At 62.9% G+C, this 23,288-nt stretch carries 21 protein-coding genes and 1 pseudogene; 11 read left to right on the top strand and 11 right to left on the bottom strand.

The window, feature by feature from the left end; genetic code table 11:
* Positions 1–2 precede the first annotated feature (2 nt).
* The 3 genes and pseudogenes from MKZ91_RS19280 (at position 3) to MKZ91_RS19270 (ending at position 2,978) form a co-directional block, all read left to right on the top strand.
* Positions 3–2,072 (top strand): hypothetical protein, encoded by a 2,070-nt coding sequence (locus tag MKZ91_RS19280; protein WP_336172676.1) that lies wholly within the window; start codon positions 3–5, stop codon positions 2,070–2,072.
* Positions 2,069–2,542, top strand: a complete 474-nt coding sequence (locus MKZ91_RS19275) for a GNAT family N-acetyltransferase (RefSeq protein ID WP_336172675.1) — start codon at positions 2,069–2,071, stop codon at positions 2,540–2,542. The genes MKZ91_RS19280 and MKZ91_RS19275 overlap by 4 nt, the downstream gene beginning before the upstream one ends.
* 54 nt (positions 2,543–2,596) lie before the next feature.
* Positions 2,597–2,978: pseudogene (locus MKZ91_RS19270) on the top strand (GNAT family N-acetyltransferase).
* Between the two features lie 58 nt (positions 2,979–3,036).
* On the opposite strand, the gene MKZ91_RS19265 reads toward MKZ91_RS19270, so the two are convergent.
* Positions 3,037–3,582 (bottom strand): GNAT family N-acetyltransferase, encoded by a 546-nt coding sequence (locus MKZ91_RS19265; RefSeq protein WP_336172674.1) that lies wholly within the window; start codon positions 3,580–3,582, stop codon positions 3,037–3,039.
* Positions 3,583–3,842: 260 nt separating this feature from the next.
* Between MKZ91_RS19265 and MKZ91_RS19260 the strand changes: the two genes are divergently transcribed.
* On the top strand, positions 3,843–4,820 hold the full coding sequence (locus tag MKZ91_RS19260) for a glutathione S-transferase family protein (RefSeq protein ID WP_336172673.1): 978 nt from the start codon (positions 3,843–3,845) through the stop codon (positions 4,818–4,820).
* 36 nt (positions 4,821–4,856) lie between these two features.
* Here the strand turns inward: MKZ91_RS19260 and MKZ91_RS19255 are convergent, their stop codons facing one another.
* Positions 4,857–5,324: an NUDIX domain-containing protein gene (locus MKZ91_RS19255; RefSeq protein ID WP_336172672.1), complete on the bottom strand. Its 468-nt coding sequence runs from the start codon at positions 5,322–5,324 to the stop codon at positions 4,857–4,859.
* Between the two features lie 109 nt (positions 5,325–5,433).
* Between MKZ91_RS19255 and MKZ91_RS19250 the strand changes: the two genes are divergently transcribed.
* Positions 5,434–6,336, top strand: a complete 903-nt coding sequence (locus MKZ91_RS19250; RefSeq protein WP_336172671.1) for a metallophosphoesterase family protein — start codon at positions 5,434–5,436, stop codon at positions 6,334–6,336.
* Positions 6,337–6,610: 274 nt separating this feature from the next.
* Complete coding sequence (locus MKZ91_RS19245) at positions 6,611–7,159, top strand: tetratricopeptide repeat protein (protein ID WP_336172670.1); 549 nt, start codon at positions 6,611–6,613, stop codon at positions 7,157–7,159.
* A gap of 78 nt (positions 7,160–7,237) precedes the next feature.
* On the opposite strand, the gene MKZ91_RS19240 is transcribed toward MKZ91_RS19245, so the two are convergent.
* Positions 7,238–8,455, bottom strand: coding sequence for a DUF3313 domain-containing protein (locus tag MKZ91_RS19240; protein ID WP_336172669.1), 1,218 nt, complete (start codon positions 8,453–8,455; stop codon positions 7,238–7,240).
* 18 nt (positions 8,456–8,473) lie between these two features.
* On the opposite strand from MKZ91_RS19240, the gene MKZ91_RS19235 reads away from it, so the two are divergent.
* Together MKZ91_RS19235 and MKZ91_RS19230 are read left to right on the top strand one after the other, a co-directional pair.
* Positions 8,474–8,992: an RNA polymerase sigma factor gene (locus tag MKZ91_RS19235; protein ID WP_336172668.1), complete on the top strand. Its 519-nt coding sequence runs from the start codon at positions 8,474–8,476 to the stop codon at positions 8,990–8,992.
* A gap of 3 nt (positions 8,993–8,995) precedes the next feature.
* Positions 8,996–9,823, top strand: a complete 828-nt coding sequence (locus MKZ91_RS19230; protein ID WP_336172667.1) for an anti-sigma factor family protein — start codon at positions 8,996–8,998, stop codon at positions 9,821–9,823.
* An 86-nt stretch (positions 9,824–9,909) separates the two neighbouring features.
* Here the strand turns inward: MKZ91_RS19230 and leuA are convergent, their stop codons facing one another.
* Together leuA and MKZ91_RS19220 are read right to left on the bottom strand one after the other, a co-directional pair.
* Positions 9,910–11,619 (bottom strand): 2-isopropylmalate synthase, encoded by a 1,710-nt coding sequence (gene leuA, locus MKZ91_RS19225; protein ID WP_336172666.1) that lies wholly within the window; start codon positions 11,617–11,619, stop codon positions 9,910–9,912.
* A gap of 434 nt (positions 11,620–12,053) precedes the next feature.
* Entirely contained in the window at positions 12,054–12,641 is a 588-nt protein-coding gene (locus MKZ91_RS19220) for an ATP-dependent Clp protease proteolytic subunit (RefSeq protein WP_336172665.1), read from the bottom strand.
* Between the two features lie 239 nt (positions 12,642–12,880).
* Between MKZ91_RS19220 and MKZ91_RS19215 the strand changes: the two genes are divergently transcribed.
* Positions 12,881–13,459: a HupE/UreJ family protein gene (locus tag MKZ91_RS19215; RefSeq protein ID WP_336172664.1), complete on the top strand. Its 579-nt coding sequence runs from the start codon at positions 12,881–12,883 to the stop codon at positions 13,457–13,459.
* A gap of 12 nt (positions 13,460–13,471) precedes the next feature.
* Positions 13,472–13,993 carry a chloramphenicol phosphotransferase CPT family protein gene (locus MKZ91_RS19210; protein WP_336172663.1) on the top strand — a complete coding sequence of 174 codons (522 nt, stop codon included), beginning with the start codon at positions 13,472–13,474 and terminating at the stop codon, positions 13,991–13,993.
* 8 nt (positions 13,994–14,001) lie between these two features.
* On the opposite strand, the gene queF is transcribed toward MKZ91_RS19210, so the two are convergent.
* From queF to MKZ91_RS19195, 3 genes are all read right to left on the bottom strand, one after another.
* Positions 14,002–14,466, bottom strand: coding sequence for a preQ(1) synthase (gene queF, locus MKZ91_RS19205; protein WP_336172662.1), 465 nt, complete (start codon positions 14,464–14,466; stop codon positions 14,002–14,004).
* A 145-nt stretch (positions 14,467–14,611) separates the two neighbouring features.
* Positions 14,612–15,529 (bottom strand): cation diffusion facilitator family transporter, encoded by a 918-nt coding sequence (locus MKZ91_RS19200; protein ID WP_336172661.1) that lies wholly within the window; start codon positions 15,527–15,529, stop codon positions 14,612–14,614.
* A 126-nt stretch (positions 15,530–15,655) separates the two neighbouring features.
* A complete protein-coding gene (locus MKZ91_RS19195; RefSeq protein ID WP_336172660.1) occupies positions 15,656–17,230 on the bottom strand; it encodes an MFS transporter in 1,575 nt (524 codons plus the stop codon).
* Between the two features lie 181 nt (positions 17,231–17,411).
* On the opposite strand from MKZ91_RS19195, the gene MKZ91_RS19190 reads away from it, so the two are divergent.
* Entirely contained in the window at positions 17,412–18,335 is a 924-nt protein-coding gene (locus tag MKZ91_RS19190) for a LysR substrate-binding domain-containing protein (protein WP_336172659.1), read from the top strand.
* A gap of 88 nt (positions 18,336–18,423) precedes the next feature.
* Here MKZ91_RS19190 and MKZ91_RS19185 read toward each other — a convergent pair whose 3' ends face one another.
* From MKZ91_RS19185 to MKZ91_RS19175, 3 genes are all read right to left on the bottom strand, one after another.
* Positions 18,424–20,613 (bottom strand): anthranilate synthase, encoded by a 2,190-nt coding sequence (locus tag MKZ91_RS19185; RefSeq protein WP_336172658.1) that lies wholly within the window; start codon positions 20,611–20,613, stop codon positions 18,424–18,426.
* Positions 20,614–20,829: 216 nt separating this feature from the next.
* Positions 20,830–20,874, bottom strand: a complete 45-nt coding sequence (gene trpLE / locus MKZ91_RS19180; RefSeq protein ID WP_178385070.1) for a trpE operon leader peptide TrpLE — start codon at positions 20,872–20,874, stop codon at positions 20,830–20,832.
* A gap of 126 nt (positions 20,875–21,000) precedes the next feature.
* A complete protein-coding gene (locus MKZ91_RS19175) occupies positions 21,001–23,106 on the bottom strand; it encodes a TonB-dependent receptor domain-containing protein (protein WP_336172657.1) in 2,106 nt (701 codons plus the stop codon).
* Between the last annotated feature and the right edge of the window lie 182 nt (positions 23,107–23,288).

Below are 23,288 nucleotides of genomic sequence, written 5' to 3'. Positions count from 1 at the left end.
CGATGACCTATGGCTTTGCCCCGCTGCTCCCGTTCTCCTTCTTCGTGCCGCTTGTCGCGATCGCGTCGTTGCTCGTCGGCTTCGGCCTTTGGCGGAAGGTAAGAGGCGCGTGGCTGCGTGCCCTCGCCTTGGCCGCTCTTGGGCTTGCGATCGCCAACCCCTCGATTTTCGTCGAGCTGCGCGATCCCCTTTCAACGATTGTTGCCGTTGTCGTCGACCGCAGCCAGAGCCAGCAGAACGGCGAACGGACCGAGCAGACCGATCGTGCGGTCGAGGGCCTGAAGGCGCGGCTGGCGGCGATCCCGCTCATCGAACCGCGCATCGTCGAGGCAAAGACGGATCCGGCGAGCGTTTCTCCGTCCACGGATCTCTTCACCGCTCTTACAACGTCGCTGTCCGACGTGCCTCCCGCGCGCATCGGCGGCGCCATCTTCGTGACCGATGGCCAGATTCACGACGTGCCCGAAGTGACGCGCAAACTCGGCTTCGATGCGCCGATCCATGGGCTCATCACCGGCAAGCCCGACGAGTTCGACCGGCGTGTCGAACTGATCAATCCGCCGCGCTTCGGCATCGTCGACGAGGAACAGAAGCTGTCGTTCCGGGTCGTTGACGACGGCGCGGCCCCCGGCGGAACCGCCGAAGTGACCATCCGCCTGAACGGCAACGAGATCGCCCGTGAACGGGCCGAACCCGGGACGGAAGTTCCCTTCAGCTTCACCGTTCCACGCGGCGGCAACAATGTGCTCGAATTTGCCGTCGACGCCATTCCCCGCGAAGTCACCACCGCCAACAACCGTGCCGTCCACGTGCTCGACGGCATCCGCGAGAACCTGCGCGTGCTGCTGGTCTCCGGCGAACCGCATGCCGGTGAACGCGCCTGGCGCAATCTGCTGAAATCCGACGCGGCGGTCGATCTGGTGCATTTCACCATTCTGCGCCCGCAGGAAAAGCAGGACGGCACGCCGATCAACGAACTGTCGCTGATCACCTTCCCGACGCGCGAACTGTTCGTCGACAAGATCAACGAGTTCGACCTCATCATCCTCGACCGCTACCAGCACCGCGGCCTGTTGCCGATCCTCTTCTATGACAACATCGCCCAATATGTCGAAAACGGCGGCGCGCTGCTGATCGCCGCGGGTCCCGAGCACGCCGGCGACGATTCGATTGCGGCAACGCCGCTGTCGGCCGTGCTTCCGGCATCGCCGACAGGGGTCATGAACGAAAAGGCCTTCTTCCCTCGCCTGTCGGAGGAAGGGAGGAAACATCCGGTGACCCGCGGCCTCGAAGGCTCCGACAGCGATCCGCCGCATTGGGGCCGCTGGTTCCGCACCGTCGATGTCGACCGCCCGCAGGGCCACACCGTGATGCAGGCCGCCGACGGCGAGCCGCTGCTGGTGCTCAACCGCGTCGGCAAGGGCCGCGTCGCCATGCTGCTTTCGGACCAGGGCTGGCTCTGGGCTCGCGGATTTGAGGGCGGCGGCCCCCATGTCGCGCTCTATCGCCGCACTGCCCACTGGCTGATGCAGGAGCCCTCGCTTGAGGAAGAAGCGCTGACCGCGCGCGCCCGCGGTCGGACGCTCGAGATCACCCGCCAGACGATCGATGGTGATCCAGGGCCGGTCACGCTCGTTTCGCCCTCCGGCGGAAAACAGGAGATCAAGCTCACCGAGCGCCAGCCGGGCCTCTATTCCGCTGAACTGGCCACCAGCGAGACCGGGCTCTATGAAATGGCGAACGGTGAGCTCACCGCCCTTGCCCATGTCGGCGATCCCAATGCGCCCGAGTTCAAGGCGGCGATCTCGACCGAAGACAAGCTGCGTCCCTGGGCGGAAAAGACCAAGGGGCTGGTGCGGCGCCTGGCAAGCGCCGATGGCCCGCTCGATCTGCCGAGCGTCCTGCCGGTCAGGGGCTCCATACGATCGGTCGACGACCAGCGCCTCTCCATCCGCATGACCGACGAGACGGTGCTGAAGGGTATCAACTCGGTGCCGCTGTTCACCGGCCTGCTCGGCCTTGCCGCCCTGCTCTTCCTGATCTCGGCCATGTGGTACCGCGAGGGACGATGACCGGTCCGGCCGTTACCGTCAGCGATCTTCGCGACACGCCGCATTTCTTCGATGCGGTCGCCGACCGGATCTGGCGTGCCTGGTGGGAGCCTCATGGTTTCCCGCTCAGCCACATCGAAGGATTGCTTGAAAACAGCATGGGCAAGGACACGCAATCCCTGTGCCTGGTGGCCCATGATGGCGCCCGTTTCGTCGGCACCGCCTCGGTGATTGCCTCCGACCTCGAGGAACGTCCGGACCTGACGCCCTGGGTGGCGGCGGTCTGGGTCGATCCGCCATTTCGTGGGATCGGCATCGGTGGCGCTATCGTGCTGAAGGCCGCCCGTGCCGCACTCGACACCGGCGTTGTGGCCGTGCATCTCTGCGCCCTTCCGGGCAAGCGAGCCTTCTACGAGCGCATCGGCTGGCGGCTCGACGAGAAAGACGTCGGCGAGGACCGCCTCGACGTCTTCAGCATGCGCCGCAGCTGAGAGGATCCGACGTTTGTAGTCACCGACGCCCCGGCCCCCGAGGCGCTCGAAGCAATCGGCCATGGCCTGACCACCTTCAACGCCGCCGATGTCGGGCCGTCCGAGCGGCGGTCGCTCGCCGTGCTGATCGGCGGGCCTGAAGCCAGGGGCCAGCGCGGTGGCCTGGGCGGTTATACCGCCTGGGGCTGGCTCTTTGAGCAATGGCTGTGGCTGCCCGAGGACCTGCGTGGCCGGGGGCTGGCTGGCCAATTGCTGCAGGCGGCTGAAGAGGAGGCACGAAACCGCGGTTGCCACGGGGGGGGGCTGGATCGACACCTTCAACCCGCAGGCCCGGCGCGCCTATGAGCGCCAGGGCTACGAGGCCTTCGGCGAACTGCCCGATTTTCCACCGGGCCGCGCCCGTGTCTTCCTGAAGAAATCGCTCGTGGCGCGATAGCGCCGAACCAGCTTCAAGGCTGGACGTGGATGGAAAGCCGGAATGCCCCGCTCACCGTTCACACGGCAAGCGGAAGCTCGAAGGGTTGTTGCAAGGCAGCCTTTTCGTCTCGCCAGGCAATGACGCCCGCAAGACCGGCATGCACATCCTCGGCCATCGGCACTACCAGCACCCGCGCCGGATCGACCGGGCCTGGGAATTCAAGTGCGGCGTAGCGGACCTTCTCGAAGCCGAGCGGCTGGTAATAGGGCGGATCGCCAACGAGGATCACCGCATGCGAGCCCTTCCGCCGCGCCGCCTCCACCGCGATGCGCACCAGTTCCCGGCCGATGCCCTGGTTCTTGTGCGACGGCCTGACGGCGAGCGGTCCGAGCAGGTGCCCCTTGACAGAACCCGCCATGACCGGCGTCATGCGAACCGATGCGATCGTTTCGCCGTTGTCGGCGCAGATGAAGGACAGCGACCGGTCATGCGGTCCCTGCTCGCGAATGCGTGCAGCCGCCCGGGCGAACCGGCCGGGGCCGAAGGCTTCTTCGTTGATGATTTCGATGGCTGCGTCATGGGACGCGTCTTCGGTCAGGTAGACGAGATCGTGCTTTTTCATGGGATCAGGAACCAGGCATGCAGACGAACATAGGGATGGCTTCGCCCGAAGGTGGGCGTTTGCAGCATCAGCGTCGTCGCAGGTTTCCCGAGAACATCATCAGTGCGGTTTCTTCCAGGCACGAAAAAAAGTTGTGACATCGCCGATATCAGAAAATTGCCCTCTGTCAAAGCCCAAAACGCACTGTTCTGATTTCGCTATCTATCGCGCGTCCGCAGAAGCGCTATCTATGGATGCAAGCATTACCAAGGAGATCGCTCATGGGCAGGTTGGTGGATGGCGTCTGGCAGGACGTCTGGTACGACACGGTGGCAACGAACGGCCACTTCAAGCGCAGCGCATCACAGTTCCGCAACTGGGTGACCTCAGATGGATCGGCGGGCCCGAGCGGCGACGCCGGCTTCAAGGCGGAAGCCGGGCGCTATCATCTCTATGTTTCGCTTGCCTGTCCCTGGGCGCACCGCACGCTGATCTTTCGCAAGCTGAAGAAGCTGGAAGACCTGATTTCCGTCTCCGTCGTCGACCCGCTGATGCTCAGCCAAGGCTGGGAGTTCAAGGAAGGCGGCATCGGCACCGCCGACCACCTCTTCGGATCGAAGGCACTGTGGCAGATCTATACCCGCGCCGATGCCAACTATTCCGGCCGGGTGACGGTGCCGGTTCTCTGGGACAAGCAGCAAAACACCATCGTCTCGAACGAATCCTCTGAAATCATCCGGATGTTCAATTCCGCCTTCGACGGCCTCACCGGCTCGACGCTCGACTTCTATCCGGAAGAGCTGCGTGCCGAGATCGATGCGCTGAACACCGATGTCTACAGCGACGTCAATAACGGGGTTTACAAGGCCGGCTTCGCCACCACGCAAGGTGCCTACGAGGAAAGCGTCACGGCACTTTTTGCCCGGCTCGACAAGCTGGAACAGCGCCTGGCGTCGCAGCGTTACCTCACCGGCAGCCGCCTCACCGAGGCCGACTGGCGCCTGTTCACGACGCTGGTGCGCTTCGACCCCGTCTATGTCGGCCACTTCAAGTGCAACATCCGCCAAATCGCCGGCTACCCGAACCTTCAGGGCTACCTGCGCGAACTATACCAGGTGCCGGGCGTGGCCGAGACCGTCGACATGCGCCACATCAAGGAGCACTACTACCGCAGCCACACGACCATCAACCCGACGGGCGTCGTTCCGGTGGGCCCGGCGCTCGATCTTAAGGCTCCGCACGGACGTGACGCGCTTTAAGTCCTTGTATTCGCAGGACCTAAAGCGCCGCCGCGCCTACCAGTAACGGTCGAAAACAATGCCGCCGGCAAGTTCCGCGAGCCGGCGGCGCGTTGCCGGCGTCGTTGCCTCCGGCAGGGCATCGAGCGGAAAGAAACCGCTTTCGGCAATTTCCACATCCGGCGTCTTCGGCGTCGTCTGCCTGACACCGTCGCAACGGTAGAAGACGACATGATCGCGGCGGCTTGTGCGCCTGTTGTAGTAGACCTGGATCAAAACGGGCGGCACGGTCACCTCGAGATTGCCCTCCTCCCGCAGCTCCCGCAGCAGGCCGTCAATGGACGCTTCGTTGCGATCAAGGCCGCCACCCGGCAAATGCCAACCGGGCAGGTAGGAATGGCGCACCAGGAACACCCGCCCCTCACTGTCGAAACAGGCGGCACGCACGCCGATCGTCATGCCGCGCGCCAGCGCATAATAGCCGTGTGCAAGCCGCATCAGGAGCCGGAGATACCAGCGCCGCATCTCCGGTGGCCGTTCGTCGCTCAGTCGCCTTGTCCTTCTGCCTTTCCAGCCGCGCGATTCATTGGGCGAGCTGATTCCCCTGGAGCGGAATATGCGCTAGACGGGGTCGATGTTCAAACTCGCCCATATCTCCGATGTCCATCTCGGCCCCCTGCCCGAACTGTCCCTGAGGGAACTTGCGTCGAAGCGCATCACCGGTTTCGTCAACTGGCACCGTAACCGTGCGCACCATCTGTTCACCGGCACGCTCGACACACTGCTCGCCGACATCGAGAAGAAGGATCCGGATCATCTGGCGATCACCGGCGACCTCGTCAATCTCGCCTCCTCGCGCGAGATCACCGCTGTGACCGGATGGCTGGAAGATGCCGGCAAGCCCGAGAACATTTCCGTCGTTCCCGGCAACCACGACGCCTATGTGCCCGGCGCCTACGAAAAGACCACCCGCGCCTGGTATCCCTATATGCGTGGCGACGATGCACCCGCCCACTGGCACGACCGGCACCATTGCTTTCCCTACATGCGGGTGCGCGGACCCGTGGCGCTGATCGGTTGCTCGACGGCCGTCGCCACACCTCCCTTTGCCGCCAGCGGCTACTTCGGACAAAGGCAGGCACGCGCCATGGTCAACATGCTGCGTGCCGCCGGTGAAGCCGGTCTCTTTCGCATCGTCATGATCCATCATCCGCCGATCCGCGGCGCAGCTTCGATGCACAAGCGCATGATCGGTATCCGCCGTTTTGCCGCGACGATCTCGTCGGGCGGGGCGGAGCTCGTCATCCATGGCCACACCCACCTCAACACCGTCTACTGGCTGAAGGGACAGCAGATCCCTGTCCCCGTCGTCGGCATCGCCTCGGCCTCCCAGGGACCAGGCGGCCACAAGCCACCGGCCGCCTACAACCTGTTCACCGTAACCGGCGAGCCCGGCAATTGGCATCTGACACGCGAACGCTACGCGCTGAACGCTGATGCAACGACGGTGTCACTGGCCGAGACGACCAGGCTGTGAAATCGGCCTCGCCGGCCGTCTCAGCAAAAAAATCCATCGCCCGGCGAATAAACACCGGTCTTCAAGCGTCCTATCACGGGTGACACGCCGCACGCTGGCGACGTGGCGCCAGTGACGCAATGCGGGTGACGAGAGGGCCGCCTTCTGGCATGGTTCACGTCACGACGCCGGGCGTGCGCCGGTTGCGGCACGTTCTCCAGCATCGGGAACGGCAACCGCTTCGAAACGCAGCGCGGGCTTTCGGGGTCATGCGCAAGGAACGGGAGATAGCATGATGAGCACGAGGACCCTTTTGCTTACCCTTTTTGCTGCCGGCGCGGCCACCTTTGCGGCGCAGACCGTGATGGCGGCCGGCGAGGACACGAGCGAGCCGCCGAAGAAGACCAAGACGACCACGCAATGCACGGATGGCAAGGTCTGGGACGCAAAGAGGAATGCCTGCGTCAACGCCAAGAAGAGCGACCTTGGCGACGACATCCTGTTTAATGCGGCGCGCGAACTTGCCTATGCAGGCCAGTACGAGAATGCCATCAAGGTGCTTGGTGCCGTCAAGGACCAGAAAAGCGCCCGCGTGCTGAACTATCTCGGCTATTCAAACCGCAAGGCCGGCCGCATGGAACTCGGCATGCAGTACTACAAGCGCGCGCTCCAGGCCGATGAGAACTACATTCTCGCCCGCTCCTATATGGGTCAGGCGTTGATCGAACAGGGGCACGTGGAGGAAGCGCGCGTGCAACTGGTCGAAATCCGCGACCGCGGTGGCGAGAACACCTGGGCCTATCGCGCGCTGCTTCAATCCTTGGGCGGCGTGCGCCAGTATTGATCCACCGAGATTGAGAACGGGCGGCGCCAGGCGCCGCCCTGATCCTCCGCGCTGAACGGCGGCTGCATTCGCGCGCAGTTAGCTTTTCTTGCCGGGGCCTTTCGTGGCTCCGTCGGCAATCGGCGCGGTCTCGTTCTTCTTTTCCGACCATTCCGGCGGCAGGCCAAGCGCACCGCCCGCCATGCCACCGATGCCGGCCCCCTTGCCGAAGACGGCGCAATCGGGATCGGTGGGCTTGCCGGTCACCGCATAGGAAACGCTGTTCGAGACCTTCTTCATCGACGGCAGTTCAAAATCGGACTTCATCGGGTCGGCTGATTTTTCCAGCAAGGCGCTGAAATCATCCGAGAAATCGCCAGCAAGTTCGAACGCGTCGGCCGCCGTCGACGCGCGCGACCCATTGGTGATGATGTTGGCGCCGCGCGCCCATGTCAGCCCGGCGATCTGCTTGCCCTTCGTATCGAAGGCCTCCGCCTCGACCGCGAGGCTGCCAAGCCCGATCGGAATGCGCGGAACCGGAACCGGCGCGACCGCCGAGGTGACCGTCGAGACACCCGCAACGACGGCATTCGTCGCCTTGACGTTGCTAATCACCGAACGCACCGCCATGTCCGCCGGCTTCGAGATCGGTACGACATCGAAATGGGCGCTCAGCGCCTCGCACAACGACCGGTCAATGGCCGTCGCCACCAGCCTCTTCTGCGGCTCTCCGAGCTTGCCGGTTTCGGCATTGACGGCAAAAGTGGTCGGGATCACATGCACCGTCTTGACGGTCTTTGTCGCAACGGAATCCACCCGATACTTTGTCTTGGTCACCAGCCCGTCGCTGGCGACGAAATCCTTGTAGGAGGACAGCGATCCGGTTTCGCTAAGCTGCGCGCTCTGGCAGGCGGCAAGCCCGACAATGAGCGGAATGAGGGTGCCGACCCGGACGGCTACGGCGCGTGCCAGGCGGCTGCGCTTGCCACCACGGCGAACCACGAACCCGGTAAAGTGCATTCTCTCAGTACGATGTTGTCCGTTCATTGGCGCATCCCCGACGGCGACCTCAAGTTGTGGCATGAGGTCTGGCCAGATTCGGGCCGAACTTTGACGTGATGGCGGTGCACTGAGGCAGTTTACGGTAACGCGAGCAACGGTTAACGGGCGCGCCAAAGCAAAAGCTTTTTGGGAAAAGAAGCCATGAAGCAGCAGAATTTGCTTTCCGTTCCGGCGCTTCCCTTGCAGACTAACAGGCAAATGTTTCATATCATCCGGCTTGTGCCCCGCACCGCGAATAAAAGCACGATCCGGCACGTTTCATTTGGAAGAGCAATGCGTCCAGCGGCAGAAACGAAGGACTTCAGACGCGATTTGGTCGGTCTCCTGCCCAAATTGCGCCGTTTCGCGATGACATTGACACGCAATGCTAGCGATGCCGACGATCTCGTCCAGGAAGCCTGCGAGCGCGCAATCACGCGCAGCCATCTGTGGAATGGAGAAGGTCGGCTGGAAAGCTGGATCTATGCGATGACGCGCAACCTCTGGGTCGACGAAATCCGTAAACGCAAGGTCCGAACCGGCACCGGTACGGTCGACGCGCTCGGCCAGGACGAGCTCAGCATCGAGCCGTCTGCCGAAAAGGCCGTCTACGCCAACCAGTTGCAGAAAATGATCCTGTCGATGCCGGAGGGCCTCGCGAGCGTGTTCCTTCTGGTCAACGTCGAGGGCCACAGCTACCGCGAGACCGCCGACATCCTCGGGATCCCGATCGGCACTGTCATGAGCAGGTTGTCGACCGCGCGCCTCAGGCTTGCGGCGATGATCTCCGAGAATACTGAAAGGAGGGCCTGACCGTTGCAACAGACAAAGGGTCACGCACTCGAAGTTCGACTGTCCGCCTATATCGACGGCGAGATCGGCGAAGCTGAAAGATCCGAACTGGAGGCACTGCTTGCCCGCGACGACGACGCCAAGGCGCTGTTCGAAAAGCTGAAGGCCGGCAGCAGCTTCGGCAATACCGCATTTGAGGATTTCCTGCACGACCCCGTGCCTCTCGCGCTCGTCCGGCAGATCAAGCAGGGTCCGGGGGTGAGCCCAAAGACCGAAAGAGTAACGACAGCCGCTGCCACGGTGAGAAACGTGCGGATCTGGCCACGGGTTCTGGCCGCCTCTGTCGCCCTGATGCTGATCGGCGGAGCAGCCGGTTTCATCGTCGGCGCCGCAAACAACGTCAGCGAGCCAACCAAGCTTGCTGCGGCAAGTGGCTGGCTTGACGACATCGCCGACTATCACCGCATCTATTCACGCCAGAAGGAACACCTCGTCGAGGTCCCCGCCTCCGAGGCGCCGAAAATCGAGACCTGGCTTGCCTCCAGCGTTGGCGTTCCGTTCAAGATCCCGCAGCTTGCCGGCAAGGGCCTGACCTTCGAAGGGGCGCGCCTGCTGGTGGCCAATGGCAAGCCCGTGGCGCAGCTCGTCTATCGCAGTGCCGAAGGCGAGATCTTCGCCATCTGTTTCCTCAAGAGCACGACCGGCCCGCAGTCGGATGAGTTTGACGAGAGCATCCGGGACGATCTCGGCATGGTCGCATGGCAGCGAGGCGGCGCCTCCTTCGTGGTTGTCGGCCCCTCCTCCCATGTCGGCATGCAGGACCTCGCGGAAACCGTCGCAGCGGCCATCTGATCGGGCGATAAACGCAAGCCCAGACACACAAGAGCCGCGCCGGGTTTCCCCGACGCGGCTCTTCTTTGTTTGACCCTTGCGGCCTGTCAGCCGCGCTTCATTTCCAGCACGCGGTTGGCCGCCGAGACGATCGCTTCGAGCGAGGCGGCAACGATGTTGGTGTTGATGCCGGCGCCGAACAGCTTACCGTCGGGATGCTCCATCTCGACATAGGCGATGGCGGCCGCGTTGGAGCCGTGCTGCAGCGAGTGCTCGGAGTAATCTGCCACCGAGAGGTCGACGCCGAGATAGATCGACAGGGCGTTGATGAAGCCGTCGATCGGGCCGGTGCCCTTGCCTTCGATGCGCTTCACCTCGCCATTATCGGTGATCTCCGCAGCCACCACGCGCACGCCCTTGTGCTCGCCCACCGGATAGGTGTGGTGGTCGACGAACTTGATGCGGGCGCCCGGCTGCTCGACGTAGCGCTCGATGAAGCGCTCGTGGATACGCTTGGAGGGAAGCTCCTTGCCTTCCTCGTCGGTGATGCGCTGGATGTCCTCGCGGAACTCGACCTGGAGGTTGCGCGGCAGGTTGATGCCGTAGTCTTCCTGCAGGATGTAGGCGATGCCGCCCTTGCCCGACTGCGAGTTGATGCGAATGATCGCCTCGTAGGAGCGGCCGACGTCGCGCGGGTCGATCGGCAGGTACGGCACTTCCCAGAGCGGCTTGTTGGCGGTCTTGATCGCCTTCATGCCCTTGTTGATCGCGTCCTGGTGCGAGCCGGAGAAGGCTGTATAGACCAGTTCGCCGACGTAAGGATGGCGCTCGGGGATCACCATCTGGTTGGAATACTCGTAAACTTCCTTGATCCGCTCGATGTCGGAGCAGTCGAGCTGCGGGTCGACGCCTTGCGTGAACATGTTGAGCGCCAGGGTGACGACGTCGACATTGCCGGTGCGCTCGCCATTGCCAAACAGCGTGCCTTCGACGCGGTCAGCACCCGCCATCAGGCCGAGCTCGGTCGCAGCGATGCCGGTACCGCGGTCGTTGTGCGGATGCAGCGAGATGATCAGGCTTTCGCGGTTGTCGAGGTTGCGGCACATCCACTCGATCTGGTCGGCATAGATGTTCGGCGTCGCCATCTCGACCGTCGAGGGCAGGTTGAGGATCAGCTTGTTGTCCGGCGTCGGCTTGACGATCTCGGTGACCGCATTGCAGATCTCCAGCGCCACTTCGAGCTCGGTGCCGGTGAAGCTCTCCGGCGAATATTCAAAGCGATAGCCGCCGCCGGCCTTGGCCGCCATGTCGGTGATCATCTTGGCAGCGTCGGTGGCGATCTGCTTGATGCCAGCTACGTCCTTGGAAAACACCACGCGACGCTGCAGTTCGCTCGTCGAATTGTAGAAGTGCACGATCGGCTGGTGGGCGCCTTCCAATGCTTCGAAGGTGCGGGTGATCAGTTCCGGCCGGCACTGCACCAGCACCTGCAAGGACACGTCCTTGGCGACGTTGCCTTGCTCGATGCACCAGCGGGCAAAGTCGAAGTCGGTCTGCGAGGCCGAGGGGAACCCGATCTCGATTTCCTTGAAGCCCATGTCGAGCAACAGCTGGAACATGCGGGCCTTGCGATCGTGACCCATCGGGTCGATCAGCGACTGGTTGCCGTCGCGCAGGTCGACCGAACACCAGATCGGCGCCTTGGTGATCGTCTTCGACGGCCAGGTGCGGTCGGCAAGCGCGATCTGCGGATAGGCCTGATACTTTACGGCCGCTTCCGGCATGCCAATCTTAACGGGATGCGATTTCTGGATCATTGCAGCTTCTCTTCATCACTGAGCGTCCTGGCCGCCTTGCCTTAACCGATCGGAGACCGGATTGCGATGGCTAATGCCTGTGGGAACGCGCCTTTATTCTAAAACTCTTGATGGGGTCGAGGAGCATCCGCCGGCGTGGCTTTTCGGCCGCCGGGCGCTCCTCAGCGAACCCGGCAACCGCGAGTAAGGCCGAGAAGAAGAAGCGATGCGAAGGCGCGCGACGGCGCACGATTGTCATCGCGTCCGGCGGGGATCGAGGCGATCCGATATGCGTCAGCCTTGGTCATGGTCAAAGCCTATACACGGCTTGCCGGACCGCGGCAAGCCGCCGAATGCGACATGCACATGGCTGGGGCGGACCACGAGACCCGCCAAAGAAAAAGGGCACCGGCGCGATGCCGATGCCCTTCTGATCTTTCGTACTGCTTGCGAACTCAGATGTCCGCAGCCGAGGAAATGATGCGCGAAACGAGGCCGTAGGCCTTGGCTTCCTCTGCCGAGAGCCAGTAGTCGCGGTCCGTATCCTTGGCGATCTTGTCGACCGGCTGGCCGGTCGCATCGGCGAAGATCTTGTTCAGGCGGTCGTTCATCTTGATGATTTCACGTGCCTGGATCTCGATGTCCGAAGCCATGCCGCGGGTGCCGCCCGACGGTTGGTGCAGCAGGAAGCGGGTGTTCGGCAAGCAGATACGGCGCTCCTTCGGGGCGCCGACATAGATCAGCGCGCCGGCGGACGCGACCCAGCCGGTGCCGATGGTCCAGACCTTCGGCTTCACGAACTTGATCATGTCGTGGATGCTGTCACCCGATTCGACATGGCCACCCGGCGAATTGACGAAGATGCGGATGTCATCGTCGCTGGCGGCGGCAAGCGCCACGAGCTGCGAGCAGACCTTCTGCGCCAGTTCCTGGTTGATCGTGCCGTAGATGAAAATCGAACGCGACTTGAAAAGGTTCGCCTCCGTTTCCTTGCCGAGCGGCAATTCGGTCTTCTTGTCGTCCTCGTCGTCGTTGTCGTTCATCCGTGTTTCTCCGGCGTCTCATGAAGTCTTCAGTCAAAGTCAGATAATGCGACTCGACCCCGAAGACAATGCAACAAACCGAAGAGGCGACAAAGCGGCAAAGCACAGTGCGCTTATGGTAAAAACACCTACCGCCAAATGCCGTATAGACAGGTGAAGAAAGGCCAATAAGATCAAGCGCGTCAAATACTCAAGAGTGGGGCCATCCTCCCGGGCCCCGCCGATCCATGGGGACACGCATGAACAGACGCATCCTGATCGCCGCCGCAGCGCTGATCGCTTCCGCCGCGCCGGCCTTCGCCCATCTCAACCCGGAAGAACACGGCTCGTTCGCCGCCGGCTTCTCGCATCCGCTCTTGGGGCTCGACCATATCCTTGTGATGGTCGCCGTCGGCCTCTGGGCCGCCCAGGTCGGCGGCCGCGCACTCTGGATCGTGCCCACGGCCTTCGTCTCGATGATGGCGGCGGGCTTTGCGCTTGCTGTTTCCGGCGTCGGTCTGCCCTACGTCGAGCCGGCGATCCTGGCCTCGGTCGTCGCACTCGGCCTGCTCGTCGCCATGGCGGTTCGTCTCGACACCGCTGCGTCGGCGGCGATCGTCGGCATCTTCGCCCTCTTCCACGGCCACGCCCATGGCGGCGAACTCGGCAGCGCCGTTGCGCTTGCTTTCTCCGTCGGCTTCATCGGCGCGACCGCGGCTCTCCACGTCGCCGGCATCGGCCTCGGCATCGCCCTTCAGCGCCTCTCCGGTGGCAATGTGCTTGCCCGCATCCTCGGCGGCCTGACGGCTCTGGCCGGCGCTGCATTGATCTTCAGCTGAGACCACAACGCGTTGCAGCACGGCCGCATCATCTTTCTGAACGGCACGTCGAGTGCCGGGAAATCCACGCTTGCAAAGGCGCTCCGGGACATCCTCCCGGAGCCCTTCTGCTATTATGCGTCAGACCAGCTTGCCGACGCCGGATTCCGGGTTCTCAAACGTGGCATGCATCATGGCATGCGCGGCGAGCGCAATCGGTTCTTCGACGGCTTTCATCGCTCGATCGCGGCTTTCGCCGAGGCCGGAAACGATCTGATCGTCGAGCACATCGTCGAGGAGAAAAGCTGGGCCGAAGAGATCAGGAGCCGAACCGCGCATCTGGATGTCTTCTGGATCGGCGTGCATGCGCCGATCGAAGACCTCGAGCGTCGCGAGCGCGAGCGTGGAGATCGCACGATCGGGGAAGCGCGCTTTCACCTCAAGACGCATGGCTACTGCGCCTACGACCTCGAGGTCGACACGCGCGACCCGACCGATCAGGTGGCCGCGCGCATCGTCGACGCCTGGCTCAAGCGCCCGTCACGCAGGGCTTAGCGGCGATCTCAGCCGCGGCCGCGGTAGGTCGGCACGCCCTGGTCGGGCAGCCACAGGCCCTCCGGCGGCTTGCCGGTCTGCCAGAAGACGTCGATCGGGATGCCGCCACGCGGATACCAGTAGGCGCCGATCCTGAGCCAGCGCGGCGAAAGCAGCGAGACCAGCCGGCTGGCGATCTCGATCGTGCAATCCTCGTGGAAGGCGCCGTGGTTGCGGAAGGAGTGCAGGAAAAGCTTCAGCGACTTGGATTCCACCAGCCACTCGTCCGGCACATAGTCGATGACGATATGGGCGAAATCCGGCTGCCCGGTCATCGGGCAGAGCGAGGTGAACTCAGGTGCCGTAAAGCGGACCAGATAGTCCTTACCCTTGTTGCCGCTCGGCACCCGCTCCAGCACCGCCTCATCAGGGCTTTGCGGCAGGTCGACCTTCGCGCCCAGTTGCGAAAGGCCGGATACGTCGGTCTTGCTCATTTTCGTCTTGCTCCGTCAATCCATCTGCGTGTTGGCCCGTAGGCGCGTGGCTTATGCCTTCGCCGGCCCACTCCGTTTGCGGCCCTTAAATCAGAACTGACTGAAGAAGGAAACCTTGTCACGGTTGAAGCGTGATCGACCTTGGTCAGTGGCGCGCCGACGTCGTCTTGACGCGCACGCCGTGCGCCTTCTCGCCCTCCGGCTCCACATGGATCGCAATTCTTGCACCCGGATGGACCTCCCGGATCGCATCCTCGATCCGGTCGCAGATGTCATGCGCTTCACCGACCGGCATCGCCTCCGGCACGACCATATGGAAATCGACGAAAATCGCCGGACCTGCCTGGCGCGTCTTTAGATCGTGCACGCCGAGCGATCCTGCCGCATTGGCCGCAATCGCCTGCTTGATCGCCTCTTCCTCTTCGCCAGAAACCGCCCGGTCCATCAATCCGTCGATCGAGCGCGAGATCACCATCCAGCCCTGGTACAGGATGTTGCAGGCGACGACGACTGCAAGCAAGGGATCGAGGATCGCGTAGCCGGTGGCGATCGCGAGAACGAGGCCGACGAGAACGCCGATCGAGGTGACGACATCAGAGAAAATGTGATGGCCGTCGGCGCTCAATGCCGGCGAACGGTGCTTGTGGCCGGCCGTGATCAAAACATAGGCCCAGATGGCGTTGATGACGCCGGCAGCGAAGTTGATCGCGAGGCCGAGAGCAGGCGCTTCCATCACCCCGGGCGCCATGACCGCTGGTATCGCTTCCCATACGATCAGCAGCGCGGCGACGACGATCAGTACGCCCTCGATGACCGCTGAAAAATACTCTGCCTTGTGGTGGCCGAAGGGATGGCCGGCATCCGCCGGCTTTGAGGCATAGCCGATCATCAGATAGGCGATCACTGCCGCGATCACGTTGACCGTGGATTCGAGACCATCGGACAGAAGCGCGACCGATCCCGTCAGCCACCAGGCGAGAAGCTTCAGCCCCAGCACGACCAGAGACAGCGGTATGCCCCAGAAGGCAAGCCGCAGGACGGTTCGGTTGTCGGACGCAGACATTTTGATCATTCCCTATGCAGATGCAAACGAGTTGCAAACGCAAGCCCATTGAAACGCAAAACCGCCCGCGCGAATTTCGCGCAGGCGGTCTGTGGTACAAGCATATGCGGGATTAGGCGTCGGTTGTCAAAGGTTGCTGCGGCTCATCCCGGTCTCGCTGAGTTGCGCCGCGTCGAAAGGCATCGGCTCGACATCTGTGTCCACGCCTTCGACGATCTCCCCGCCTCGTCCGACGAACAGAAAGACGACGATCGCCGTCAGCACGGTTATGCCGGTCAAGACCAGCAGCAGACCGCTAAAGGCGCCGCCATAGGCTTTCAGCAAGGCCGCTTGCGAGATTTCAGGCGAAAGCAGCCTCGCCCCCGACACATTGCCAGTCACGATCCGTTGAGCCATCGCGCCAGCATTTGCGCCGACCTCAGCACCGAGCCTCGACGCCGTGAGTGCCGAGAGCACCGCGGTCACGATCGCCAGCGCCACCCCCTCGCCGGCCACGCGCGTCGTGCTGAAGATCCCGGTCGCCATGCCGGCGCGCTTCTTCGGCACGACGCTGACGGCAAGCCCATCCATCAGTCCCCAGGGCAGGCTGATGCCGAGACCGATCAGCAGCAAAGGGGCAAGCAGCACGACGGGGTCGGATCCAACCGGAAACCGGCTCAGCCAGAAGAGACCGGCGGCCGAAAGCAGCAAGCCCGCCCCGCAGATTGCCGCCGGCGTGAACCACCGGGTCAGAAGGCCCGCCGCGACCGGCAGGATCAGAAGCGGCGCAGACATCGCAATCATCATGCGCCCGCCGTCGACAGCACTCATGCCCTCGACGCCGATAAAGCGCACCGGAAGCAGGATCAGAAGCACGACGAACCCATAGGCGGGTGCTGCCGCCAGCAATTGCACGCCAACGAAACGTGGGTAGCGAAAGAGCGTCAAATCCAGCATCGGTCGCGCAACCGAACGCTCGATCCGCCAGAACGCCAGAAAGAACAGTGCGGAGGACACGAACATGGCGACAACAAGCGGATGGATCCAGCCACTTTCCGGCGCCTGCAGGATGGCGAAAGTGAGCGACGTCAGCGCTGCGGTGAAACTTGCAGCCCCCTTCCAGTCAAGGCCGCGGGCATCCGGATCGCGGGTCTCCTGCAGAAAGACCGCTCCCAGCAGCAGAGAAAGCGCCGCGAGCGCCACGACGAGAACGAAGATCGCCGGCCAGCCGAAGGCCTCGACCATCAGGCCGGACGCAATCGGTCCGAAGGCAAGACCGACGCCGAAACTGGCACCGACAAGACTGAACGCCCTCAGCCGCGCGTTGTCGTCGAACTCCTGCGCCAGCGAAGCCATGCCGCCGGAGAAGGCGGCCGCCGCGCCGACACCTTGAAGCGCGCGCAGGACGTCGAACCAGACGATGTCGCCGGCAAAGGCCAGACCCACCGAAACCAGAAGGAAAGCCACGAGCCCGCCGAGGAAGATGCGCCTGCGACCATAACTGTCGGCAAGAGCACCGGCCGCCATCAGCGAACTGCCGAAGGTGAGCATGAAGGCATTCGTCACCCAGTTGAGGGCAATCGGATCGGCACCCAAGCTGCGGCTGATCGCCGGCAGCGCCACCGCCGGGCCGGTGAAGGTGAGCGGCATCGCCGCTGCTGCCAGACAAACTGAAGTCAGCACGAACCAGCGGCCGCGCCCGTCCTTGATCTTTTCTCTCATGCCTCGCATCCGTTCGTTCGAGCAAAGAAGATACCCACGCAGACTCGGTTGGAGTTCCGCGGCGACTGGTTAGCGACAACAGGGTATCAATTGACGAATGCAGGATATTTTCGACATAATGCGATGAATAGAGAGGCATTCCTCCACACATACCGGAACAAAACGCTCGAATGGAGTAACCATGGATCGCTTGAGCGGATTGACCGCGTTCGTGCGCACCGCCGATCTCGGCAGCTTCGTTTCGGCCGGGCGAGTCCTTGGTCTTTCCGCGTCCGCGGTCGGCAAGGCGGTGACCAATCTCGAAAAGCAACTCGGCGTACGCCTGCTGCAGCGCTCGACACGCAGCATCAGGCTCACCGAAGAAGGTCGCCTTTTCCACGAACGCTGCCGCCGCATCCTCGACGATCTCGACGACGCAGAGGCTTCGCTAGCGGACGCCGTGGCCATGCCGCGCGGTCGGCTGCGCGTCAGCGTGCCGATCGTCAGCTACCATCTGCTGTTGCCGGTACTGCCGGATTTCGTGCGGCGCTACCCCGAAATCGAACTCGACCTCGACTTCAGCGACCGGATCGTCGATCTGATCGACGAGGAGATCGATGTCGCGATCCGCAGCGGCGTGCTGCCGGACTCACGGCTGATGACCCGCGCGCTCAGGCCGTTCCAGCTGCTGCTCTGCGCCGCGCCCGCATACCTCGAGACCCACGGCGTGCCCGAATGTCCGCGCGACCTCGACGGGCACCACGCAGTCCGTTTCCGCTTTCCCAATAGCCGCAAGCTGCAGGAATGGCCGATCGCGCCGTCTGAGGGAGCGGAACCACGCCTGAAGACGGTGCTCAACTGCAACAATATGGAGGCGCTCAGCGGCGCCGTGCTCTCAGGCCTCGGTATCGGCTGCCTGCCGGACTTTCTTGCCCGCAACCATCTGCGCGACGGCAGGCTTCGCACGGTGCTCGTCTCCCACCTCGATGCGCCCGGACAGTTCCACCTCCTCTGGCCGTCGAACCGCCACCTCTCCCCCAAGGTCCGCGTCTTCGTCGATTTCCTGAGTGAGCGGCTTTTCGCCGACCGCTGCGAAGGCGTGCCGACCATTCAGGCGGCAAAGTAGAAACGGAAAGTGCCGCTTCCACGACGAAAGCGGCACCTTGGCTTCTTCAATATCTTCCCGGCACCAGAATGCGGGGTTGCCGGGTCAATCAGGCCGCCTTGATCTTGGCGCGCTTGGCGAGATGCGCCACCACGTTCTCGATCATCCGCATGCCGGCGTCACCGCCGAGCGTCATGATCGACTCCGGATGGAACTGCACGGCCGCCACCGGCTCCTTGGTGTGCTCGATGCCCATGATCGTGCCATCTTCGCTTTCGGCGGTGATGATGAAGTCGTTGGGCAAGCTCGACGGATCGGCGAAGATCGAGTGGTAGCGGCCGACCGTGACTTCCTTGCCGAGCCCCGAAAAGACGATGCCGGGTTCAAGCACCCGGATGCGCGACGGCTTGCCGTGCATCGGGATCGCCAATTGGCGAAGATCGCCGCCATAGGCTTCGGCGAGCGCCTGAAGCCCGAGGCAGACGCCGAAGATCGGCAGGTCGCGCGCCCGCGCCTTCTTGATGGTCGCCTTGCAATCGAAGTCTTTCGGGTTGCCAGGTCCGGGTGAAAGCACGACGAGATCCGGCTTCACCCGGTCGAAGATTTCCTCGGCAACCGGCGTGCGCACCGTCGTCACCGTCGCGCCCGTCTGGCGGAAATAGTTCGCGAGCGTATGAACGAAGCTGTCCTCGTGATCGACGAGCAGGATGTTCACGCCGGCACCGACGGCCGCCACGTCGCGGCTCGCCTTGCCGGCATTGGCGGATTTCGCGTCGCGGATGGCTGCGATCATGGCGGATGCCTTCAGTTCGGTTTCGGCTTCTTCTTCTTCCGGGTTTGAGTCGTAGAGCAGCGTTGCCCCTGCCCTGACCTCGGCGATGCCGTCCTTGATGCGGATCGTGCGCAGGGTGAGACCGGTGTTCATGTCGCCGTTGAAGCCGACCATGCCGATGGCGCCACCATACCATGCACGCGGGCTCTTCTCATGGCTTTCGATGAAGCGCATGGCCCAGAGCTTCGGCGCACCGGTAACCGTCACCGCCCAGGCGTGGCTCAAGAAACCGTCGAAGGCGTCCATGTCGTCGCGCAGGCGGCCTTCAATGTGGTCGACCGTGTGGATGAGGCGCGAATACATCTCGATCTGGCGGCGGCCGATGACCTTGACCGAGCCCGGAACGCAGACGCGGCTCTTGTCGTTGCGGTCGACGTCCGAGCACATGGTGAGCTCGGACTCGTCCTTCTTGGAGTTCAAGAGCTTCAGGATCTGCTCGCTGTCGGCGATCGGATCATCGCCGCGCTTGATCGTGCCTGAGATCGGGCAGGTCTCGATGCGGCGGCCGGAAACGCGCACGAACATCTCCGGCGAAGCGCCGACCAGGTACTCCTGGTTTCCAAGGTTGATGAAGAACGAATAGGGCGACGGATTGATCGCCTTCAGCCGGTTGGAAATCTCCGACGGCTTGCTCTCGCAGCGCTCGAAGAATTTTTGGCCGGGCACCACTTCGAAGAGGTCGCCGCGGCGGAAGCTTTCCTTCGCCTTGACGACGAGCTCGGCATATTCGCCCGGACGGTTGTCGCCGTGCGGCGGAATGCTGTCGACGGTCCGGAAGGGCTCGCTGGCGATCGCTTCCGCTTTTCCTTCGGTGGTCTTGCCGTCCTTGGCAAAGTCGTAGCGGTCGATCCAGGCCTTGGCGGCATAGTGGTCGACGACGAGGATTTCGTCCGGCAGGAACAGCACCATGTCGCGCTGGTCGTCCGGGCGCTTCAGCTTCAGCTCGATCGCGTCGAACTGGAAGGCGAGATCGTAGCCGAAGGCGCCATAGAGGCCGAGGCTCGCATCTTCTGCCGAATGGAAGAGGTTGGTGACGGCGCGCAGCACGCTGAACACCGTCGGCATCTTCGAGCGCTCTTCCTCGGTAAAGACGCGGTCAGGCTGGTTGATCGTCAGATCGAGGCGGCGGCTGGTCGACGCGCCAAGCGTAATGTCCGCCACGGTCTTCAGGTGCTCGGCAATGATCGAAAGCAGCACTTCGCCGCGGCCGTTATAGGCTTCGATCCAGAGCGAGCGACCGAAGGAGGAAAGCCCAAGCGGCGGATCGACGACGGCCGTGTCCCAGCGGGTGTAACGGCCGGGATATTCGTAGTTGGAGGAAAACACCGCGCCGCGGCGCTCGTCGAGCTTGTCCACATAGCTCGCGATCGCGTCCTGATAGGAGGCCTCGCGCCGCCTGCGCGTCACGACGATACCGCCCTTGGTGGTATAGCTCTCCGCGCCGTCCTCGAGAATTACCGTTGCCATTCGCCTCGCTCCGTAAAAGCCCGGTCCTTACAGCGACGCGCGTCTTTCAAGACGCGCCAAGGACGCTGTAACGTTTTAAAGTTGCTGCATAATTTTGTCCTGAAATCGATTCCGATTTAAGGAATTACGCAGTAAGCAGCCGAAACATGAAAAAAGCCGCCTCGAAATCTCCGGGCGGCTTCATCTCTCAATCACGCATGACTGGTCAAGGCCGCTTCAGCGAGCCCACCACCAGATCGAAATGTTGCGTGCGTTTTCCATGGGCCAAAGTGTTAGCTTGGGTTGATGCCTTGCGCAAGCGGGAAAGCGGCGCCGGCCGTCACGGTTGCGTCAAAAAAAGGGGCGACCCCTGCGTAGGTGCCGCCCCGACTGGAGGACTGAACTCTATCAGAACTTCGCCTTCGCCGTCACCAGGAAGGTGCGGCCACGGCCGGTGTCGATCGAGCTGCCGGCGATCGTGCTTGACGACGGCGTGTAGGTCTTGTCGAACAGGTTGGTGACCTGCGCCGTGACCTCGAAGCCGTTCTCGAACTTGTAGTTCGCGAAGAGGTCGACGAGACCGTAACCCGGAACGGTCGGCGGCGTGCGGTTGATCTCGCCGACATAAGCGTTCGACACCGCATAGAGGCGCGTGCCGACCGTCAGGCGCTGGTCTTCGAGGAAACGCGCGCCAAGCGTTGCACTGATGATGTTGTCAGGCAGGTAGCTCTGGACGCCGAAGCCGTTGACCTGCGAAGGCAGGTTGCTGTCGGTGTAGGTGTAGGAGAGGTCACCGAAGACGAAGCCCGCGTCGTAGGCCGCCTGCAGTTCGAAGCCCTGAACCGTCGAGGTGCCGGGATTGTTGACGAAGAAGATCTGACGACCGCCACCGAGGAGTGCTGCGGTGATGTAGTTGTCGATACGATTGTGGAAGTAGTTGGCCTTCACGCGCAGGCTGTCGCTGGCGTCGAGCAGGCCGTCGAAGGTGAAGTTCGCACCGATTTCCCAACCCTTCGAGATTTCAGGCTCGAGGAACGGATTGGGGAAGAACGACTGGCCGGTCGTGCCTGGATGCGTGCCACCGGCGAAGGTCTCGTTGACCGTCGGCGAGCGCGAAGTCTCGGCGTAGGTCACATAGGGCTGGAACCAGTCCGTCGGGTTGAGCGCGACCGTGACGTTCGGATTGAGGCGACCGTCGGACTTGTCGACCGTGTAGGGGCCTGCCGGCAGGCCGATCGGGTTGCCTCTGACGACCGCACCCGATCCGTCGAGGCTGAAGTGGTCCCAGCGCAGGCCCGCGGTCAGATCGACGATGCCGTAGGTGAAAGTCGTGTTGCTGAACACGCCGGTCGTGGCATTGGTGCCGCTGCCGTTGACGCCGCCGGACGGACGCGCCGCGCTGTTGATGACGTCATAGTCGTCGCGGAAATATTCGACGCCGTAGTTGGCCCGGACAGCGACCTCGCCAAGATCAAACAGCGACGTGTTGGAGATGTCGAAGCCCTTGCCCGTGTCGGTGATGCGGCGGCCTGCGGCCGTGCCGCCACCGCGAACGTCGGTGTCGTACTTCATCCGCAGCCGGTTCCAATAGGCATTGGCGCGGAAGTCGATGAGTTCGTTGTCCGGCGTGTAGGAGTAGCTGGCAGCGACCGTCTCGTTCTTCACGTTCTGGAAGTAGGAGTTCGCCAGGAAGTCGTTGTCATAGGTGATGCCGGTGAGCTTGAACGTGTGGTCCTTGTCCGGTGTGATCTCGAACTTCAAAAGGCCCGAAAGCAGGTCTTCCTCGGTATAGGGCACGGTAACGCCGTTGCCGTTCTCGTAGTTGCCGGGATCGGCCTTGCTGATGCCGCCGAGAACGGAGAACACGTCGTTGAAGCGGTAGGCGCCGATCAGGGATTCCGACCAGCCAGCCTCGTTGCTGCCGTAGGTGGCAGAGGCGATGCCGCCATAGTTCTTGCCGTCCTGGATCAGATCCTCGACGTCATAGGTCTTGAAGTTGACCGAACCGGCGAGTGCGCCGCCGCCGACGCCGGTGACGGCGCCACGGGTCACGTCGATCTCCGACAGGAATGCCGGGTCGAAATAGGCAAAGCCCTGGGCTTCGTGGCCGGTGAAGCGGAAGTTCTGGCGCACACCGTCGATCATCATGTTGACGCGGCCGGAGCCCTCGAAGCCGCGGATGTTGACCGCAACGCCCGGGTTCTGCGGGTTGTTGGCAGTCGAGGTGCCGGGAACGCCGCGCAGCAGGTCGTCGGTCTCGAGACCCGATTGCAGATCGATCTGGTCGGTCGTGACAACGCTGACCGGGCCGGCCTTGGCGTAGGGGTCAGCTGTGCGCGAGCCCTTGGCAATGATCGGCGAGAGATAGGTTTCGCCCTTCTTGGCTTCTTCGGTCTTCTGTTCTTCCGGCTTCGTCTGGGTTGTCGCGCTCTGCGCGAATGCGACCGTGGCCGCGGAAAGTGCAAGAGTTGTCGAGCAAGCCAACAGGGCCAGGCGACGATGCCGGGTGAGCATGGACCAATCCTTCGAGGTTCGAGGCCGGGCTTGCTGTTGAGCGGCGAACTCAAGGGGCTGGCTGGGCGCGTTCTGGGCGTTGCGACACGTCGTCGCCACATTTATGCCGGATAAAAAACATGAGTTTAATTGTCAACATACAAAGACACTCCCCACAATTTATGGGGTCGTCCCAATTCGAG

Source organism: Ensifer sp. MJa1 (genome assembly GCF_037026475.1).
Lineage (GTDB): Bacteria > Pseudomonadota > Alphaproteobacteria > Rhizobiales > Rhizobiaceae > Ensifer.
The sequence above is the reverse complement of the archived record's forward strand: the minus strand, read 5'-3'. Positions and strand labels throughout refer to the sequence as shown.